Source organism: Faecalicatena faecalis (genome assembly GCF_012524165.2).
GTDB lineage: Bacteria > Bacillota > Clostridia > Lachnospirales > Lachnospiraceae > Faecalicatena_A > Faecalicatena_A faecalis.
In genome coordinates, this window is record NZ_JABACJ020000009.1 from 80,990 (window position 1) to 96,939 (window position 15,950).

Genomic DNA, 15,950 nt, shown 5'->3' on the forward strand with positions numbered 1-15,950 from the left:
GGACGGGATGCACACTGCAGCATAGGGGGTAAATGCCGCAAAGTGGCCGCCTCAGGCATGGGTTTCAGAAGTGGGACTCTATTTATATAAGGAGGAAGAAGATGTACAAGATATTAAAAGCAGAAAAACTGGCTGATAAGATCTATCTTATGAATGTACACGCACCGCGTGTTGCAAGCCACTGCCAGCCAGGACAGTTTGTGATTGTAAAGATGGATGATAAGGGTGAAAGAATCCCTCTTACAATCTGTGATTATGACAGAGAAGCAGGAACGATTACAATCGTATTCCAGGAAGTCGGAGCTTCTACAGTGAAGATGGCTGAATTAAAAGAAGGAGACAGCTTCCGCGATTTCGTAGGACCTTTGGGATGCCCGTCAGAGTTTATCCACGAAGATCTGGAAGAGCTCAAAAAGAAGAAGATGTTATTCGTTGCCGGCGGTGTAGGTGCGGCACCGGTATACCCACAGGTGAAATGGCTGCATGAGCATGGCATTGATGCTGACGTGATCGTTGGTTCCAAGACTAAAGACATGTTGATTCTTGAGAAAGAACTGGAAGCTGTTGCAGGTAATTTGTATGTGACAACAGATGATGGCTCTTATGGCCGTTCAGGAATGGTTACAGCAGTGATTGAGGACCTGGTTCAGAATGAAGGTAAGAAATATGATGTATGTGTAGCCATCGGACCGATGATCATGATGAAGTTCGTATGTCTGCTTACAAAGAAGTTAGAGCTTCCTACCATCGTCAGCATGAACCCGATCATGGTAGACGGAACAGGAATGTGCGGTGCATGCCGTCTTCAGGTAGGAGATGAGATTAAGTTTGCATGTGTTGATGGACCAGAGTTCGACGGACATCTTGTAGACTTCGATCAGGCAATGAAGAGAAGCCAGATGTACAAGACCGAAGAAGGCCGTGCAATGCTGAAATTACAAGAAGGAGACACTCATCATGGTGGCTGCGGAAACTGTGGAGGTGACAACTAATGGCTGATGTATTAAAGAAAGTGCCTGTAAGAGAGCAGGATCCAAAAGTACGTGCAACTAATTTCGAGGAAGTTTGTCTTGGATACAATCAGGAAGAGGCAATGGAAGAGGCTCAGAGATGCATAGGCTGCAAGAATGCAAAGTGTATCGAGGGATGCCCAGTTGCTATTGATATTCCTGGATTTATTAAAGAAGTAAAAGAAGGAAAGATTGAAGAGGCTTACAAAGTAATCGGGAAAGCTTCCGCACTTCCGGCTATCTGCGGACGTGTATGTCCACAGGAGTCTCAGTGTGAAGGAAGATGTATCCGTGGTATCAAAGGAGAACCGGTCTCTATCGGTAAGCTGGAGAGATTCGTAGCAGATTATGCCTTGGAGCATGACATTAAGCCGGAGTGCCCGGAGACGACCAACGGACACAGGGTCGCAGTCATCGGTTCAGGCCCGTCTGGATTGACATGTGCCGGAGATCTTGCGAAGATGGGTTATGATGTGACTGTATTCGAAGCTCTTCATGAGCTGGGCGGTGTGCTGGTATATGGTATTCCTGAATTCCGTCTTCCAAAGCAGAAAGTCGTTGCTAAAGAGATTGAGAAAGTAAAAGAATTAGGTGTTAAGTTTGAGCCGAACGTAGTTATCGGTAAGTCGACGACCATCGATCAGTTGATCGAGGAAGAAGGATTCGAGGCTGTATTCATCGGTTCAGGAGCAGGTCTTCCGATGTTCATGGGAATCCCGGGAGAGAACGCGAACGGCGTATTCTCAGCAAATGAGTACCTGACAAGAAGTAACCTGATGAAAGCATTCGATGATAACTATGATACACCAATCGTTGCAGGTAAGAAGGTCGCAGTAGTCGGCGGCGGTAACGTTGCTATGGATGCTGCAAGAACAGCCTTAAGACTTGGTGCAGAAGTACATATCGTATACAGAAGAAGTGAAGCAGAGCTTCCTGCCAGAGTAGAAGAAGTTCATCATGCAAAAGAAGAAGGCGTGATCTTCGACCTTTTGACAAATCCGAAGGAGATTCTTGTAGATGAGAACGGATATGTGAAAGGTATGAAAGTGATTAAGATGGAACTCGGTGAGCCGGATGCATCAGGAAGAAGACGTCCAGTCGAGATTCCAGGTTCCGAATATGAGATCGAGCTTGACACAGTCGTTATGTCACTTGGTACCTCTCCGAACCCATTGATTTCTTCCACAACAAAGGGACTGGAAGTCAATAAGAGAAAATGTATCGTTGCTGAAGAAGAGAACGGACAGACCTCCAAGGCTGCTGTATATGCAGGCGGAGATGCCGTAACAGGCGCAGCAACAGTTATTCTTGCAATGGGTGCAGGAAAAGCAGGTGCAAAGGGCATTGACGAATATTTGAGAAACAAATAAAATAAAAAAGTAAAATGAATCATACTTCTCCATAACAGCGGTACATAAATATTTGTGCCGCTGTTATGGAGAAATTACTTTATGGAGAAGTTATTTGACAGGAGGAAATTATGACAAAAAAGGAACTTGCTTTAGAATACCACAAAAAAGGATACAACTGCGCTCAGGCCGTAGCATGCGTTTTCTGTGAAGACTTTGGAATCGCAGAGAAAGAGATGTTCCGAATCGCAGAAGGTTTTGGATTTGGCATGGGGATGATGGAGGTATGCGGTGCGCTGTCCGGCCTATTTATGATAATCGGACTGCAGAACAGTGTGGGAGATCTGGAAAAGGGGAAATCCACGAAAGCAGATACCTATAAAAAAGTAAAAGAGTGTGCTGCAAAATTCAAAGAGAAGAACAGATCCATACTCTGCCGGGAATTGAAGGGAATCGGCTCAGACAGACCGATCTGCAGTTGTGATCAGTGCATTGCAGATGCAGTTGAGCTGGCAGAAGAATATCTGCAGGAGAATCCTGTTAGAAAGTAGTTTCGACTCATCAGGGAAGTTGTATAGTGGATTGAATATTCGTTTTGACAATATGGAAAAGGATAGATAAATGAAGATTACAGTTTTGACTGTCGGTAAAATAAAAGAAAAGTATCTAAAAGATGCAATTGCAGAATACAGTAAGAGATTAAGCAAATACTGCAAGCTGGAGATCATCGAGGTGGCGGATGAGAAGACGCCTGACCAGGCAAGTGAGGTCGTGGAGGAGCAGATCCGGGATAAAGAGGGTGAGCGCCTGCTTAAGAATATCAAGGACGACGCATTTGTGATCACACTGGAGATTCGAGGGAAACAGCTGACTTCTGAGGAGCTGGCTGATAAGATAGATAAACTGGGAGTGGGCGGAGTCAGCCACATCATATTCGTGATCGGCGGCTCCATTGGACTGAGTAAGGCGGTTATGGCGCGGTCTGACTATGCACTCAGTTTTTCCAAGATGACATTCCCACATCAGTTGATGAGAGTGATTCTGCTGGAGCAGATCTATCGAAGCTACCGGATCATACAAGGGGAACCATACCATAAATAAGAATTCACATGCTGCAAGGCAAATCGAAGGAGTCATCTATGAAAAAAAGAAAAACCAGAGTTATCCTGCTTTTGATGGTTTTAACGCTCGGGCTGACCTCCTGTGGCCGGCCGTCAGAGACAGATTACCAACAGAAGTTTGCGGAATTTGAGGAGACATTTTTTAAAGAAAAGGTCAGTGACTCTTTTCTAGATCTTCATTATGCACTGAAGGATTCGGAAAAATATGGAATTGAAAATGTACCTGAAGATTTTGGTCAATATTCAGAAGAAGGGATGAAAGAAAAAATCCGTTATCTGAAAGAAAAAAAAGAAGAATTAAGTCAGTTCCCCTTTGAGAAGTTAAATGAAGAGCAACAGGTGACAGCGCACATTTTGGAAAATATGATAGAGGTAGAATGTAACAGTGAGGGGCTGGAACTCTACAAAGAACCGTTATCAGAAGCGGTTGGCATCCAGGCAGAATTGCCTGTGCTTCTTGCGGAATATGAGTTTTACAGCAGAGAGGATGTGGAAGGATATCTAAATCTTCTGGGAAGTATTGATGAATATTATGTGCAGATTCTGGAATTTGAACGGGATAAAGCAGATGCCGGGCTCTTTATGAGTGATATGGCGGCGGACAGTGTGATACAATCCTGTAAAAGCTATATGGATGAAAATGGATCCTCCTTTTTGCTTGAATCCTTCAAGAATAGACTGGAGCAGGTTCCAGGGTTGACGGAGGAGGAGAAACAAAATCTTGTCAGTCGAAATGAAACGATTATAAAAGAAGATTTTCTGAATGCCTATCAGACATTATCCGACGGTCTTGAAAAACTAAAAGGCAGCGGACAGAATGTGAATGGGGGTTGTGGCTGGGAAAAGGGGCAGGAATACTATGAATATCTGATTGAATCCGAAATAGCGCCTTCTTATCCTGATATCGGTTCTCTGCTGGAAGCACTTGAGAAGATGGTTACGTCTAAAATGAATGAAATGAACGAAATGGTCGATGAGAATCCGAAACTGATGGACGAATGGGATAGCGCGGAGATTCAATATGAAAACCCGGTAGAAATTCTGCAGCAGTTACAGAATGAAATCATGGCAGATTTTCCAAAACTGGAGAATATGGATTACGAAATAAAATATGTGCCGGAAGAACTGGAGGATGTTCAGCCACTTGCCTTTTATGTTTCCCCACAGATTGACAGCTATCATGATAATGTTATTTATATCAACAGGAAATATGAGGGGAATGGGAATCTCTATATTACTCTGGCCCACGAAGGCCTGCCCGGACATATGTACCAGACAACATATTTTTTGAGAAATAATGAAAGTGATCTGCGGAAAATTTTGGATTATACAGGGTACACTGAGGGATGGGCCACTTATGTGGAACATCTTGCCTATCAATTTGATAATGGATTAGAACCTGCCGTCGGGAAAATTATGGCAGATAATTCCATCGCTAACCTCGGAGTCGGTGCTATTCTGGATATCAAGGTGAATTATTATGGTATGGACAGAGAGGAGGCAGTAGATTACTTCTCAGATTATCTGGATGCCGGGGCGGTTAATCAGATGTTTGACTATGTTTGTAAAAATCCGGCAGTTTATCTGCCCTATGTTGTCGGATATATGGAGATTGAGGAGATGAGGGAAGAAGCAGAAGCGAAACTGGGTGAGAATTTTGACGCAAAAAAATTCCATAAGTTTATACTGGATATGGGACCAGCCCCTTTTTCTATCATCCGGGAAGAATTTGCACAGTGGGTGAGTGATTGAAATGTTTTTTAAAACAAATTCAATGTTGTCTACAGGAGCTATCGAATCATGAATGGAGAACCATATCATAAGTAAAACATAATATTTTTATGTGATTCTAATACCGGAATTGACATTGTTTTTTAGGGTATCAGGTAGTATAATGAAACCAAAATGAAATAGAAACTAATGGATCGGAATCACTTAAAAAAGTAGTTAGGACGAAAAATGGGAAAATTTTCAGAGACAAAAAAGATTGTAGAGGCACTGCAGGATGTAAGGATTGAGTACAGCAGTAAAGCAGAGGAACTGCCGGATCGGATACAGATAGAAGGGATGCAGGAACAGGATTCTCCTCTGCTGGCTGCGGTGAATCAGGTCTTAAAGCAGTATCAGAGCAGGGTACTGCATGAGGTACATAATATCCAGATGATTAATGATACAGTTTCATCGGGACTATGGAATATGTACATTAATAAGGAGGAAGAGGTCGAGAAGGTATATTGGTCTAGTGAGTTCCGCAAGATGGTAGGATATCAGAATTTAGAGGATTTTCCTGATGAGCTGGAGTCCTGGTCAGATCTGCTGCATCCAGAGGATAAGGGGCACACGATGGAGGTTTTCTACAAAAGTATCAGGGATCATTCTGGACGGACAAATTATGATGTAGAATACCGTTTGTTAACCAAGAATAGAGGCTACCGCTGGTACCGTGCAAATGGGAGGGTGCTAAGGGATGAGAAGGGGGCACCTCTCCAACTGATTGGCATTTTTGTAGATATTACCCAGGAACGGGAGAGTAAAGAAGAATTGGATCTGACTCTTCGACGGTTTGAATCGATAGATGCTGTGTTGATGGAGGGTTCCTGGAATATGAGGATTACGGGACCAGATTATATGAATCCAGATCAGGAGTTCTGGTGGTCCAGTCAATTCCGGCATCTGCTGGGATATCAGGATGAATATGAATTTCCAAACAGACTGGGAGCGTGGGCGGAGCTGCTTCATCCGGATGATAAAAGATATGTGCTGGACAGCCTTCGGAATCATATCAGAGACTATTCGGACCGTACCCCTTATGATGTGGAATACCGTCTCTTTCATAAAGACGGAACATATCATTGGTTCAAATCCATAGGAAAGACTGTCCGGGAAGCAGATGGGACACCGCTGATGGTGGCAGGAGTCTTGGAGGATGTCACAGAATTAAAGCGGACGAAAGAGATATTTGAGAAGAATATCGGAATGCATATCAGGGAATTGACGGAGGGCCTTCAGAATATCACAAGTACAGTTGAAGTAAATACCGAGAAGATGTCAGAGATTAAGATGAAGCAGAACCAGATTACAAAATCGGCCCATGAAACACAACAGAAGGCGAATCAGGCGCTTTCCGTCATTAAGTCCATTCAGAGCATTGCGAGACAGACGAATTTACTGTCACTGAATGCTTCAGTCGAAGCGGCACATGCAGGAGACAAAGGGGCTGGTTTTGCAGTAGTTGCGAAGGAAGTACGCTCCTTGTCCCAGTCAACCAGGTCTACGGCGGAAGAGGTGACAGAAAGCCTACACAAGATGCAGGAATCCATGGATTTTGTCCTAAGTCAAATCACAGAGATTGAGAAGGAAGTGGAGGAGCAGAGCAGGAATTTGGAACAGGTGAACCGGATTGTGAACCAGGTCCACCAAAAGGCGTTGGATATTAATGAACTTACAGCCGGGATATTGTAGTTTATATAGACATATGGTGTAAGCAGTAAGGAGGAAGTGAGCAGCAGGCGTGCAGGATGCTCACTTCCTCTTTCCTACTGTTTAAGAGCAGTATTCTTCGTATAAGGATTCGAATAATTTGACATGAAGCTCTTCATCTGCGATGATTCGTTCCAGACAGTCTACGATATATGTATCCTGGATTTTCTGGCACTAGTCCCGATATTTTTGGATGGTCATTTTTTCCCTGTTTACGGAATTTAAAAGCATGGGCTTTAATTCAATCGTATAATTATTATATGCCGGTGACCAGTAACGCATCTGATTTCCTTGGTGCGTCCAGAGCCGCGGGTGTTCTCCCATGAGTCGTGCAATCTCTCCAAAAATATGAAGATGGTGCATTTCTACGATGCTGACCTGTTTAAAAATGCCGGAGAGACGTGCATCCTCATCAATCAGCAGATTATTATAAAGATAAATGCTTACGGTGGACATTTCGGAATGCTGTCCTCCCATGTTATCCAGCATCATTCTTCCATAAAGAGGATTGCGCTCGGTGGCCCGCACGGGCGGATATGGTGCTAAGGTCTGGAATTGTTCCTTTGGTGATGTCGGGTCTGCACTTGGTCCCCGGACTGCTTTTTCCCTCTGGTTTTCATTCTGCATATCGTTACTCCTTTTCAAGGCAATTTCTAATATACAATTTATGTGACCTGTGCCTTAGATATACGAAAATCACACGTTCCTTTTCGTAATACTTCATAAATAATAAGCATTGCCTCAAATCTGAATCTGATATATAATAAAACAAGGTGAATAAAAGGAGATATCATGCTAGATATCCGAACGTATCAACAAGCAGAAATAAGAGAATGAGAGTCATAGGAGTATTAGATGAATACAAAAAAAGCAAAGTATTATTATCGGGCTGTCATTGTGATCTGCCTGTGTTTTTTTATAGTCGGAATGGGTCTGACCCTTTATATGATGCAGCGTAATAAGGAGCAGAGCATCACATATTTTAAGGACTCTGTCTGGAGTGTAGACAGTTCACTGACCAATCTGATTAATAGTAATATTGAAACACTGGATGGTGTGGCTCTGACGATCGGTGAGATTGAAGTGACAGATTTAAGCCATCTTCTTCCAGTCATACGGGAGATCAACGACAGGAATGCATTTTACCGGATGGGCTTTATCCACAATGATGGAAAAGGCGATATGGTGGATATGGATGGAACGATTCATCGGGGAATTGATTTTTCCGAGGAGCCTTTCTATCAACAGGCTATGGGAGGCGAGAGTGCATTCTCCAGGACGGTGATGGATACTTACAGTGATAATTATCTGAATTATTATGGAGTTCCGGTCGTGATTCAAGGAGAGACTGTCGGAGTCCTGGCGGCCGCAGACAGGACAGAAAGGCTTAGGAATATTCTGGATAGCTCTGTATACAGCAGAGGCGGCTTCGCAAACTTAATTGATAAGGAGGGCACCTATATCATCCGTTCCGCGAAGTCTGATGATATTACTGATTTGAAAGATCTAGGAAAGTTCCGCGAGAGCCAGTTGGAGACGATTTATAAGGACTTAGAAGCTGGCAGGGAAGTATTTGTGGAATATAAGGATAATGGGGAGTGGTCATGGGCTGTCTGCCTGCCTTTGGGGATGAACGATTGGTTCGTACTTGGAATCGTGGAAGAGCATCAGATGAATGCGGCATATTATTCAATCATGGGAACGATTGCTTTAGTTGCTGCTGCAATGATCATCTTTATGATTCTGATTTATGGCATGAACCAAATGCAGAGAAGAAATGAGAGACGCCTGGAAAAGCTGGCATATCAAGACCCGCTTTTGGAAATGAACAACTTTGTCAGGTTCTCGATGGATCTGAAAGAATCTTTGAAGCGGGAGAATTTCAGAAAGGCTGCATTCTGGTATGGAGATATCGATGATTTTAAGATATTCAATGAGACCTTTGGATATGAAGCAGGGGACCAGTTCTTGAAAAATATGGCAGAACTTTTGACCGAACTTTCGGAGGATGGAGAAACGTTCTGCAGGGAGACAGCAGATCATTTTGTCGGAATTCGGTATTATGAAAGTCGGGAAGATTTAATTGTATGGTATCAGAAGCTGACAGAAAAGCTGGAACATTATGCCCTGTTTGACGGGGATTCTTTCCGCCTGGTGTTCAGCATTGGATTTTATTGTGCAGATACTCAGGAAGATCTTCTCACGGTGAATGAGATGTATAACAGGGCGAAGATGGCCCAGAAGTCGATCAAGCAGGAGAAGAATATCAAGTATGCCTTCTATTCAGAAGCGATACGCAAGACGCTCCTGCGTGAGAATGAGTTGGAAGCACGTATGAAAAGTGCGTTGGAGGCAGGGGAATTTAAGGTATTCATCCAGCCGAAGACGGCCACTTTGGAGAACAACCGAATTGCCGGCGGAGAGGTGCTGGTAAGATGGGTGATTCCGGGACAGGGGATGATCAGTCCTGGAGAGTTTATCCCGCTGTTTGAGAAGAACGGATTTATCGTTCCTTTGGACCGATTTATGTTCGAGAGCGCCTGTGCCTGGCTGAAAGACTATCTGGATGAGGGAGGAAGACCGATTCGTATTGCCGTCAATGTATCCAGGCTGGGCATTTTCCAGGAGGATTTCCTGGACTTTTATGCGGATACCAAGAGCCATTATGGGATTCCCGATGGAATGCTGGAACTGGAATTTACAGAAAGCCTGGCAATTGAGGATAATGCACTTCTGGGAAGACGTGCTCGCGAATTGCAGGAAAGGGGCTTTATCTGTTCTCTGGACGATTTTGGGGCAGGATATTCTTCTTTAAATACGTTGAAAGATCTGCCGATCGATGTCTTGAAGCTGGATATGATGTTCTTTCGAAGGGAAACGGATGTTAGGAGGGCGCGTATCATCGTTGCCAATATCATCCACCTGGCAAAGGAGCTGGATATCCGCATCGTGGCAGAAGGCGTGGAGAAACCGGATCAGGTCGAGTTCTTAAGGGAAAGTGCCTGTGATGTAATCCAGGGCTTTGTATTCGAACGCCCGATTCCGTCAGAGGAGTTCAGAGAGCTTTTGCGCAAAGATCCGACCGGAGAGTGGGGGGCAGGATTTAAGAAAAAGCAGGTTTAATGGATAGACAGGAAGGAAAAGAAATGGATAATCAGGAACAGACACATAAAAGACGGCCCCGCTATAAGGGGACGCATCCGAGAAATTATAAAGAGAAATATAAAGAGCTGCAGCCGGAGAAGTATGCCGATACCATAGAAAAGGTGATCCAGAAAGGCAGTACCCCGGCAGGAATGCATATTTCCATCTGTGTGAAGGAGATTTTGGATTTCCTCAAGATTCAGCCGGGACAGAAGGGGCTGGATGCGACACTGGGATATGGCGGTCATACCCAGGAGATGCTTAAATGCCTTGAAGGTCAGGGGCATCTCTATGCCCTGGATGTCGACCCGATCGAATCTGCGAAGACAAGAAAACGCCTGGAAAAGCTGGGGTATGGACCGGACATTCTGACGGTAAAGCTATTGAATTTTAAGGATATAGACCAAGTAGCGGCAGAAGCAGGACCGTTCGATTTTGTTTTGGCTGATCTTGGGGTATCTTCCATGCAGATCGACAATCCAGACAGAGGATTTTCTTATAAAACAGACGGCCCTCTGGACCTTAGGATGAATCCACTAAAGGGAATTACGGCGGCAGAACGCCTGCGCACTATCAAGGAAGAGGAACTGACCGGCATGCTGCTGGAAAATGCAGATGAGCCATATGCGACTGAGATTGCCCGGGCCGTTGTCACAGAAGTCAAGAAGGGGAACGAGATCGGGACAACGAAGCAGCTTCGGGATCTGATTGAGAAGACGCTCAGCTTTATTCCAGAGAGGGAACGCAAGGAGGCCGTGAAAAAGTCCTGCCAGAGGACATTTCAGGCGCTTCGGATCGATGTGAATCAGGAGTTTGAGGTGTTGTATGAGTTCTTAGATAAGCTGCCTAACATCCTTGCACCGGGAGGACGCGTGGCAATTCTTACATTCCATTCCGGGGAGGACCGGCTTGTGAAGAAGTCATTTAAACAGTTTCAAAAGGAGGGACTTTACAGTGAAGTGGCAAAAGATGTCATTCGTCCCTCTCAAGAGGAATGCGTAAGGAACAGCCGTGCCCGTTCCACGAAGATGCGCTGGGCGGTGAAAGCATAGTATCGTCCCAGTTTCCCATTTGGAAGCATTCGGAAATAAAACCAGTTATTACTTGTATCATTCAAAGTCCAGTCATGTTAATATTCTGTTTGTAACAAATATGTAACATTTATGTAATGATTACATAAAAATACAGCAGGAGGTTAACATGAAAAAATTATCATTTTTAGCAGTGACGACAGCTGCAGCAATTGCTGGGAGTACTGTACTTCCGGTGCAGGCTGCCAATACAGCAGCGATGGACAGACAGAAGCTTGCCACAAGTCAGAAGGTAACGGTAATCCAGGGCAGTAGTCTGGAGGACTTAAAGAATAAGCTGAATGAAAGGCTGAACGGTTTCGAAGGAAGCCTGGGGGATATCTATTGGCAGGTCTGCCCGCCGGATATTACCCTTCCTGACGGAAGTACTCCGAATCAGCCGGATGGCAGCACACCGGATACAGACCAGCCAGGAACAGATGTACCGGACAATAATCAGCCGGGAACAGACATACCGGATGATAATCAACCGGAAACAGATCAGCCGGGAACGGACATACCGGATCATAATACACCGGATGTGGACCAGCCGGGTGGAGACACAGAAGCACCGGATGGGGGGAATGGTCAGCCGGATGATATGAACAAGCCGGGCGGAGAGAACAATCAGCCGGATGGCGACAACAGTAATCCAGGCGGTGGTACACATGACCGTACCTTTGCACAGCAGGTGGTGGACCTGGTGAATGCGGAAAGGGTCAAGGCAGGGCTGACAACGCTGACTGTGGATGAAAACATAGAAGCCGCTGCATTGGTAAGAGCCAAAGAAATCGAGATTTCCTTTTCCCACACAAGACCAAACGGGACTTCCTTTAGCACGGCACTTACCCAGCAGGGTGTTTCCTACAAAGGCTCCGGTGAGAATATCGCATGGGGACAGCGTACGCCCCAGGAGGTCATGACCGGCTGGATGAACAGTGATGGACATCGGGCAAATATTCTGAATCCGAGATTTACAAAGATCGGAGTCGGATATTACCAGAATGCTGCCGGACGTAATTACTGGACACAGTTGTTCACATATTAATTTTATCAATTAAGCAGTGAAGCGAATCTTGAATATCCGCTTTGACGTACATCAACGAAGCCGTCCATGGAATGCAGATGACATGGCCGGCTTTTCTAATGAGCATAAAAACCTTTCATCCACTGTAAGTGTTACTGCATCCGCCCTTCCTGTATAATGAGCTTATAAAACAGCAGGGCCCATGCTGTAATATAGGTGAAGAAGGGAGTAGAACAGATGAAACAGAAGATTTTAGATATCCAGTCTTTGAAAAAGAATTATGGAAAAGGCAGCAATCAGACAAAAGCATTGAATGGAATTACATTTCAGGTGATAGAGGGAGAATTTTTAGGAATCATGGGAAGCAGCGGGTCTGGAAAGACGACTCTGTTGAACTGCATAGCCACTGCCATCCACCCGACAGAGGGGCGAATCCTCTTAAAAGGAGAAGACATCGGGAGATTTAAGGGCAGGAGGCTGGCAGATTACCGCGGAAAACGAATCGGCTATCTATTCCAGAATTTTGAACTGCTGGATAATCTGACCGGAAGGGAGAATATCCTGCTTCCTCCGGCAATCCATAATATCCCGGAAAAAGAAGGAAATGTACGATTAAAGGTATTGGCAGAATATCTGGAAATCGAAGAGATTCTGGATAAATTTCCGTCCCAGATGTCAGGCGGTCAGAAGCAGAGAGTCGCAGCAGCAAGAGCGATGATTCTGACACCAGAGATCGTCCTGGCGGATGAGCCTACAGGGGCGCTGGATACAAAAAATGCAAAATCACTGATGGAAAAACTGTCTTTATTAAATCAGGAAGAACAGTCCACGATCCTTATGGTGACACATGACTGTAATGCTGCAAGCTACTGCTCACGCATCCTGTTCATCCAGGATGGAAAGATTTTTCACGAGCTTCGAAGAAAGTATCCACAGGAGTCACAGCAGCAGTTCTATGAAAGAATCCTGATGGTCATGGCACAGTTGGGAGGAGGCAGCGCAAATGTTCTTTAATCTTGTATTGAAAAACAGCAGAAAAAACCGGAAAGAAAACGGCCTATTCTTTGCGTCACTTATTGTTTCTATTATTGCCTTTTACATCATCCTGTCACTGGAAAACCAGGATGTTATGAAGTTTTTATTGAAAATGGAGAGCGATGCAGTAAACAGAATCTATCAGTTACTGCCTGCACTTTATGGGGTATCTCTTGTCCTCTTGTTTTTCCTGGTATACTTTGCGGGACGATATCAGATGGAGCTAAGAAGCCATGAACTGGGGATGTATCTTATGATGGGAATGCGGCGCTTAAGAATGTTCGTCATGCTGATGGCGGAAGACTTTTTTCACAGTCTGTTCGCGCTCCTGGTGGGAATCCCTGCCGCTGTATTTTTATCGGAAATGATCAGTTTGATTACAGCAAAGCTTGTGGGACTTGGAATCATCGGGCACAGTTTTGGCTTCTCCTGGAAAGCTGTCCTGTGGACTGTGGTGGGATTTATTCTGATCAAGTCGGCTGCCATGCTGATTTTTTGTATCAGTGTCATGAGAAAAGAAGTCGTAAGTCTTTTGGCGGATACACAGGAGGAGAAACAGAAGGTAAAAAGACCGGTCATCTACTATCTGGAATTACTGCTGGGGCTTCTGCTGCTTGCAGGCGCCTATTATCTGGCAATCCAGGGGAAGGCCTGGGAAGATGTGAAGAACATGGGTCTGACCCTGTTTTTGGGGAGTCTTGGTACAGTTCTTTTATTTCGGGGAGGCGGGATGATTCTGGAGCTCCTCCTTAAGATCAGAAAGCAGAAGAGAGGGCTTTGGACCTTCACCTTCCGGCAGCTGCAGGAGAATGTCTTTCTGCGTCCGGGATCCCTGGCGGTCTCATCTCTGCTGATCCTGGCGGCATTGTGTTGTTTTGGATATGGAGTGTCAGTCAGCAGTCAGGCCAATGGGAAGGAAATTCATACGGTAGATTATACATTTGTTGGAAAGAAAGATGCGGTAGAAAAGGAATTAGAAGCGGCAGGCGTAAGAGACCGTTTTGCACAAATGATTGAGGTGAGAGCAGGGATGGCGGATCAGGAAATGCCTTTTTCCTGTGAAAAATTAATTAGAGCAGCGGACTCTCTGGAAGAGTCGGAGGAAAAAGCAAATGTCGTGGAGAGCCTGGGCTTCTTCACCTCTCCTTACTATATCTCCCTGTCCGGCTATAACCAGCTTCTGGGGCTTGCGGGGAAAGAGCCGATCGAATTGAAAGACCATCAGGTGGCTTTATACAGTGATGATGATTTTTATTCTGGCAAACGGCTGGAGATTCTGGAAGCGATGCTTTTGAAGATGCCGACGGTTAAAATCGGTTCCACATCCTATCAGCTGACATCCGAGATGTATCAGACGAATTTCGTGGTGGATCGTTCGATCACGGTCGCATTGGGAGTGATTGTCCCTGATAGTCTATACGATCAAATTGTTACAATCAATGATACGACGTATCTGGATGCAGTTTTGGATTCCAATCTGGTGAAGGAAAAAGGGTTGATGCAGGCCATGCAGTCTGTGAACCAGCGACTGGACCAGACCCAATTACAGTATGAGAGCTATCTGCAGAACATGGGAAGACAGTTGTTCTATCAGGTCGCACTGGGATATATTACCATCTATCTCGCAGTAATTTTCCTGATTATTGCCAATACCGTCATGGGCGTACAGTATCTGATGCACCAGCAGAAGACAGGCAGGAGATACCGCACGCTGATTCGACTGGGCAGTTCTTATAAGTCACTGTGTGCAAGCAGCAACAGGCAGATCAGGTGGTATTTTGGACTTCCGGTAGTTGTAGCAGTGATCAGCAGCTTTTTTGGAGTTCGGGCGCTGTTCACCGGATTTCTCACAGAGAGCATTCGTACGATGGGACCGCTGTTATTCAAGATCAGTGGTGCTATGATTCTGTTTATTGTTGTGGTAGAATTGATTTATATTTCTGCAGTGATGCGGCTTGGCATCCGTCAGATCCTGCGGAGGATGGACAGTAAAAGAGAAGAGTAATCAAAGGAATATGATCACAGGAGAGACGAATATGAGCAGGATCGTAATTGTGGAGGATGAGAGTTTTATGCGGGAGGAACTGGCCAATCTGCTCCAAAAGGCAGGATATGAGACCTGTTGTCTGGATGAATTTTCTGACACGGCCAAGCAGGTCATGGAACGAGAGCCGGACCTTGTCCTTCTGGACATTAATCTGCCTGGACAGACAGGGTTCGAGATATGCAAGTTCATTCGGCAGAAGAGTCTTGTCCCCATTCTGGTCCTGACGAGCCGGGATGCCATGCGAGATGAACTGCACGCGCTGGGGCTTGGGGCAGACGAATATTTGTCAAAGCCATGCCATAAGGAGCGTTTGCTTGCCAGAATCGCCAATCTGCTGCGCAGGTCTAAGGTACAGGAGCATTTTCTGGAAGTACCTGGAATCCGTCTGGATCCCAATACGTTTACCTTATATACGGAGAAGACGTCTGTCGTGCTGCCTGAGAATCAGGGTAAGATCATGGAACAACTGATGGCCCATTATGGACATATCGTGTCCAGGGAAGAGCTGTGTCAGGCAATCTGGGGTACCGTGGAATATGTGGATGAGAATGCGCTCCAGGTCAATATGACAAGGCTGAAAAAGAACCTTGGCAGGCTGGAACTGAATCACCGAATCGTGACGGTGCGGGGTGAGGGATATTATTTGGAACTAAGGCAGGAGGAATAG

General features: G+C 45.2%; 13 protein-coding genes. 12 read left to right on the top strand and 1 reads right to left on the bottom strand.

The window, feature by feature from the left end:
* Positions 1 to 101: 101 nt before the first annotated feature.
* From HGO97_RS11075 to HGO97_RS11100, 6 genes are all read left to right on the top strand, one after another.
* Entirely contained in the window at positions 102 to 992 is an 891-nt protein-coding gene (locus HGO97_RS11075; protein WP_216241594.1) for a sulfide/dihydroorotate dehydrogenase-like FAD/NAD-binding protein, read from the top strand.
* On the top strand, positions 992 to 2,380 hold the full coding sequence (gene gltA, locus HGO97_RS11080) for an NADPH-dependent glutamate synthase (RefSeq protein WP_216241596.1): 1,389 nt from the start codon (positions 992 to 994) through the stop codon (positions 2,378 to 2,380). Before HGO97_RS11075 ends, gltA begins: the two co-directional genes overlap by 1 nt.
* Positions 2,381 to 2,490: 110 nt before the next feature.
* Positions 2,491 to 2,910, top strand: coding sequence for a C-GCAxxG-C-C family protein (locus tag HGO97_RS11085; RefSeq protein ID WP_216241598.1), 420 nt, complete (start codon positions 2,491 to 2,493; stop codon positions 2,908 to 2,910).
* 70 nt (positions 2,911 to 2,980) lie between these two features.
* Complete coding sequence (gene rlmH, locus HGO97_RS11090; RefSeq protein ID WP_216241600.1) at positions 2,981 to 3,460, top strand: 23S rRNA (pseudouridine(1915)-N(3))-methyltransferase RlmH; 480 nt, start codon at positions 2,981 to 2,983, stop codon at positions 3,458 to 3,460.
* Positions 3,461 to 3,498: 38 nt separating this feature from the next.
* Positions 3,499 to 5,232: a DUF885 domain-containing protein gene (locus HGO97_RS11095; RefSeq protein WP_216241603.1), complete on the top strand. Its 1,734-nt coding sequence runs from the start codon at positions 3,499 to 3,501 to the stop codon at positions 5,230 to 5,232.
* A 207-nt stretch (positions 5,233 to 5,439) separates the two neighbouring features.
* Positions 5,440 to 6,942: a methyl-accepting chemotaxis protein gene (locus tag HGO97_RS11100; RefSeq protein WP_216241605.1), complete on the top strand. Its 1,503-nt coding sequence runs from the start codon at positions 5,440 to 5,442 to the stop codon at positions 6,940 to 6,942.
* 192 nt (positions 6,943 to 7,134) lie between these two features.
* Here HGO97_RS11100 and HGO97_RS11105 read toward each other — a convergent pair whose 3' ends face one another.
* Complete coding sequence (locus HGO97_RS11105; protein WP_246597408.1) at positions 7,135 to 7,587, bottom strand: manganese catalase family protein; 453 nt, start codon at positions 7,585 to 7,587, stop codon at positions 7,135 to 7,137.
* A 228-nt stretch (positions 7,588 to 7,815) separates the two neighbouring features.
* Here HGO97_RS11105 and HGO97_RS11110 point away from each other — a divergent pair, with 228 nt between their 5' ends.
* The 6 genes from HGO97_RS11110 to HGO97_RS11135 all read left to right on the top strand — a co-directional run bounded on the left by HGO97_RS11110 (position 7,816) and on the right by HGO97_RS11135 (position 15,950).
* Positions 7,816 to 10,083, top strand: a complete 2,268-nt coding sequence (locus tag HGO97_RS11110) for a putative bifunctional diguanylate cyclase/phosphodiesterase (protein WP_216241608.1) — start codon at positions 7,816 to 7,818, stop codon at positions 10,081 to 10,083.
* 23 nt (positions 10,084 to 10,106) lie between these two features.
* Positions 10,107 to 11,156, top strand: coding sequence for a 16S rRNA (cytosine(1402)-N(4))-methyltransferase RsmH (gene rsmH, locus HGO97_RS11115; RefSeq protein ID WP_216241767.1), 1,050 nt, complete (start codon positions 10,107 to 10,109; stop codon positions 11,154 to 11,156).
* A 148-nt stretch (positions 11,157 to 11,304) separates the two neighbouring features.
* Positions 11,305 to 12,222, top strand: a complete 918-nt coding sequence (locus tag HGO97_RS11120; RefSeq protein ID WP_216241610.1) for a CAP domain-containing protein — start codon at positions 11,305 to 11,307, stop codon at positions 12,220 to 12,222.
* Positions 12,223 to 12,438: 216 nt separating this feature from the next.
* Entirely contained in the window at positions 12,439 to 13,215 is a 777-nt protein-coding gene (locus HGO97_RS11125) for an ABC transporter ATP-binding protein (protein WP_216241612.1), read from the top strand.
* Positions 13,205 to 15,241: an ABC transporter permease gene (locus tag HGO97_RS11130; protein WP_216241615.1), complete on the top strand. Its 2,037-nt coding sequence runs from the start codon at positions 13,205 to 13,207 to the stop codon at positions 15,239 to 15,241. The genes HGO97_RS11125 and HGO97_RS11130 overlap by 11 nt, the downstream gene beginning before the upstream one ends.
* Before the next feature lie 31 nt (positions 15,242 to 15,272).
* Positions 15,273 to 15,950 (top strand): response regulator transcription factor, encoded by a 678-nt coding sequence (locus HGO97_RS11135; protein WP_216241618.1) that lies wholly within the window; start codon positions 15,273 to 15,275, stop codon positions 15,948 to 15,950.

What these genes read in the sequence shown, in the direction of transcription:
- HGO97_RS11075 (WP_216241594.1), top strand. Translation starts at nt 102, where the DNA reads ATGTACAAGATATTAAAAGCAGAAAAACTGGCTGATAAGATCTATCTT.
- gltA (WP_216241596.1), top strand. Translation starts at nt 992, where the DNA reads ATGGCTGATGTATTAAAGAAAGTGCCTGTAAGAGAGCAGGATCCAAAA.
- HGO97_RS11085 (WP_216241598.1), top strand. Translation starts at nt 2,491, where the DNA reads ATGACAAAAAAGGAACTTGCTTTAGAATACCACAAAAAAGGATACAAC.
- rlmH (WP_216241600.1), top strand. Translation starts at nt 2,981, where the DNA reads ATGAAGATTACAGTTTTGACTGTCGGTAAAATAAAAGAAAAGTATCTA.
- HGO97_RS11095 (WP_216241603.1), top strand. Translation starts at nt 3,499, where the DNA reads ATGAAAAAAAGAAAAACCAGAGTTATCCTGCTTTTGATGGTTTTAACG.
- HGO97_RS11100 (WP_216241605.1), top strand. Translation starts at nt 5,440, where the DNA reads ATGGGAAAATTTTCAGAGACAAAAAAGATTGTAGAGGCACTGCAGGAT.
- HGO97_RS11105 (WP_246597408.1), bottom strand. Translation starts at nt 7,587, where the DNA reads ATGCAGAATGAAAACCAGAGGGAAAAAGCAGTCCGGGGACCAAGTGCA.
- HGO97_RS11110 (WP_216241608.1), top strand. Translation starts at nt 7,816, where the DNA reads ATGAATACAAAAAAAGCAAAGTATTATTATCGGGCTGTCATTGTGATC.
- rsmH (WP_216241767.1), top strand. Translation starts at nt 10,107, where the DNA reads ATGGATAATCAGGAACAGACACATAAAAGACGGCCCCGCTATAAGGGG.
- HGO97_RS11120 (WP_216241610.1), top strand. Translation starts at nt 11,305, where the DNA reads ATGAAAAAATTATCATTTTTAGCAGTGACGACAGCTGCAGCAATTGCT.
- HGO97_RS11125 (WP_216241612.1), top strand. Translation starts at nt 12,439, where the DNA reads ATGAAACAGAAGATTTTAGATATCCAGTCTTTGAAAAAGAATTATGGA.
- HGO97_RS11130 (WP_216241615.1), top strand. Translation starts at nt 13,205, where the DNA reads ATGTTCTTTAATCTTGTATTGAAAAACAGCAGAAAAAACCGGAAAGAA.
- HGO97_RS11135 (WP_216241618.1), top strand. Translation starts at nt 15,273, where the DNA reads ATGAGCAGGATCGTAATTGTGGAGGATGAGAGTTTTATGCGGGAGGAA.